This is a genomic window from Psychrobacter sp. TB67, assembly GCF_000511065.1.
GTDB classification, from domain to species: Bacteria; Pseudomonadota; Gammaproteobacteria; order Pseudomonadales; family Moraxellaceae; genus Psychrobacter; species Psychrobacter okhotskensis.
On record NZ_AYYA01000035.1, the window covers coordinates 1 to 2,964 of the forward strand.

At 42.5% G+C, this 2,964-nt stretch carries 3 protein-coding genes; 2 read left to right on the plus strand and 1 reads right to left on the minus strand.

The annotated features are described in order from the left end of the window. Positions 1–45: 45 nt before the first annotated feature. Positions 46–1,211 (minus strand): IS3 family transposase gene (locus W293_RS0105360; protein WP_156915601.1). Its coding sequence is split into 2 segments (ribosomal slippage): positions 46–953 and positions 953–1,211, totalling 1,167 coding nucleotides; the frame shifts between segments, so codons are not numbered across the junction. 15 nt (positions 1,212–1,226) lie between these two features. On the opposite strand from W293_RS0105360, the gene W293_RS17190 reads away from it, so the two are divergent. Further along, positions 1,227–1,478 carry a tetratricopeptide repeat protein gene (locus tag W293_RS17190; protein WP_156915602.1) on the plus strand — a complete coding sequence of 84 codons (252 nt, stop codon included), beginning with the start codon at positions 1,227–1,229 and terminating at the stop codon, positions 1,476–1,478. 275 nt (positions 1,479–1,753) lie between these two features. Then, positions 1,754–2,919 (plus strand): IS3 family transposase gene (locus tag W293_RS0105375; RefSeq protein ID WP_156915601.1). Its coding sequence is split into 2 segments (ribosomal slippage): positions 1,754–2,012 and positions 2,012–2,919, totalling 1,167 coding nucleotides; the frame shifts between segments, so codons are not numbered across the junction. The last annotated feature ends 45 nt before the right edge of the window (positions 2,920–2,964 follow it).

The following is a 2,964-nucleotide window of genomic DNA, read 5'->3' on the forward strand; positions in this document are numbered from 1 at the left end:
TGACCCCTGCCGTCAAATCCGTACAGTTAAACTTGGGAGATTTAATTACGCAGCTTGACGATAATAATCAAACCACACCTGTCTTGGCGATTTATAGCCCAAGCTCTTTTGAGTTCTCGTTTGGTTGTAATATAGTTCAATATATCCAATGATATCGGTAATGGCGGCAAATCTAGTTTTATAGTCTTGGTGATACACCAGCTCGTTCTTTAATATGCCCCAGAAGCTTTCTATGGGTGCGTTGTCAAAGCAGTTGCCTTTAGCACTCATTGAGCCTGTAAACTGATGCTGCTTGATGATTTTGTGATAAGCGTGGCTACAGTACTGACTGCCTCTGTCAGAATGCACAATCAGCCCTTTGCCTGGTCGTCTGTTCTTGATTGCCATATTTAGTGCACGACAGACTAAATCAGCAGTCATGCGTTTATTAATGGCGTAGCCAACCAGCTCTTTGGTGTATAGATCTTTGACCCCTGCTAAGTACAGCCAGCCCTCATTTGTCCAGATATAAGTAATGTCACTGACCCAAGACTCATTAGGACGCTTGGCATCAAACTGCTGATCGAGCACGTTTGGATAAACCAGCTTGTTGTGATTAGAGTCGGTGGTCACTTTAAAGCGCTTATGACGTCGGCATTTGATGCCGTGCTCTTCTTTGATGCGTCTCACCATGTATAGGCTAATGTCATGGCCTCGCTCACTTAGATGCGCATGCAGACGCTCATATCCATAGCGCTCCTTTGTTTCACTGTGCGCGGCTTTAACCAGCAGCTCAGACTGGTTGCGATGTATCTGTTGATCGCTGATATCACGACTCAGCCAGTCGTAGTAGCTAGAATGCTTAACCTTTAGTACACGGCACATAGCTGTGATACTAAATATCTGCTGGTTATCCTTAATAAAGGCGTACTTTACTAACTGTTTTTCGCGAAGTACGCCGTGGCCTTTTTTAATATCTCTCGCTCCTCCTCGGCAACTTTAAGTTGTCGCTTGAGCTGCTTTATTTCTTGAAGCGCTGTCATAAGATCAGGATCATATTGTTCTGTGCCGATAAGCTTGCCTTGATTGGCTTTGTTATGCCAATTTGATAGCGTTTGCATGGCAATGCCAAGCTGCTTTGCGGTAGCCGAGATATTGCCATTATTGTCTGATATCTTCTTGACAGCTTCTGCTTTAAATTCGTCACTGTAGGTTCTTACTTTCTTGGTCATGATAAACTCCGATTAATACGCTTAGTTTACCAAGTTTATCTCTACGGTTTCTTCAGCATAGCTCATTATGCTAAAGCCGGTAAGTGGTATCTAAAAGCCGCCAATCAAGGAGATGCTAGATCTCAATATAATCTTGGCATGATGTATCTTAATGGCATAGGCGTACGTCGAAATACAGTTATAGCGAAAAAGTACTTTTCCAAGGCTTGTGACAATGGATATCAATTAGGTTGTAACAACTTGGGTATAAGGACAGAGGATGAATAAAGACTAGGTTATTAGGGAATATCCTAGTAAAAGAATCACAAAGCTAATCTTATCAAGTACACTCAGATGTACACTAATTAAACCCAATAGCCTATAACTATTGAAATCGCTTAGCTACAGGCTAAGATTCAAGTCCTCACTAGGGAACCATACTTAGTACCATAAGAAATATTGTGACAAACTATTTTATGATACCCAAAATAAAAACTATGAGCTATGCTGAAGAAACCGTAGAGATAAACTTGGTAAACTAAGCGTATTAATCGGAGTTTATCATGACCAAGAAAGTAAGAACCTACAGTGACGAATTTAAAGCAGAAGCTGTCAAGAAGATATCAGACAATAATGGCAATATCTCGGCTACCGCAAAGCAGCTTGGCATTGCCATGCAAACGCTATCAAATTGGCATAACAAAGCCAATCAAGGCAAGCTTATCGGCACAGAACAATATGATCCTGATCTTATGACAGCGCTTCAAGAAATAAAGCAGCTCAAGCGACAACTTAAAGTTGCCGAGGAGGAGCGAGAGATATTAAAAAAGGCCACGGCGTACTTCGCGAAAAACAGTTAGTAAAGTACGCCTTTATTAAGGATAACCAGCAGATATTTAGTATCACAGCTATGTGCCGTGTACTAAAGGTTAAGCATTCTAGCTACTACGACTGGCTGAGTCGTGATATCAGCGATCAACAGATACATCGCAACCAGTCTGAGCTGCTGGTTAAAGCCGCGCACAGTGAAACAAAGGAGCGCTATGGATATGAGCGTCTGCATGCGCATCTAAGTGAGCGAGGCCATGACATTAGCCTATACATGGTGAGACGCATCAAAGAAGAGCACGGCATCAAATGCCGACGTCATAAGCGCTTTAAAGTGACCACCGACTCTAATCACAACAAGCTGGTTTATCCAAACGTGCTCGATCAGCAGTTTGATGCCAAGCGTCCTAATGAGTCTTGGGTCAGTGACATTACTTATATCTGGACAAATGAGGGCTGGCTGTACTTAGCAGGGGTCAAAGATCTATACACCAAAGAGCTGGTTGGCTACGCCATTAATAAACGCATGACTGCTGATTTAGTCTGTCGTGCACTAAATATGGCAATCAAGAACAGACGACCAGGCAAAGGGCTGATTGTGCATTCTGACAGAGGCAGTCAGTACTGTAGCCACGCTTATCACAAAATCATCAAGCAGCATCAGTTTACAGGCTCAATGAGTGCTAAAGGCAACTGCTTTGACAACGCACCCATAGAAAGCTTCTGGGGCATATTAAAGAACGAGCTGGTGTATCACCAAGACTATAAAACTAGATTTGCCGCCATTACCGATATCATTGGATATATTGAACTATATTACAACCAAACGAGAACTCAAAAGAGCTTGGGCTATAAATCGCCAAGACAGGTGTGGTTTGATTATTATCGTCAAGCTGCGTAATTAAATCTCCCAAGTTTAACTGTACGGATTTGACGGCAGGGGTCA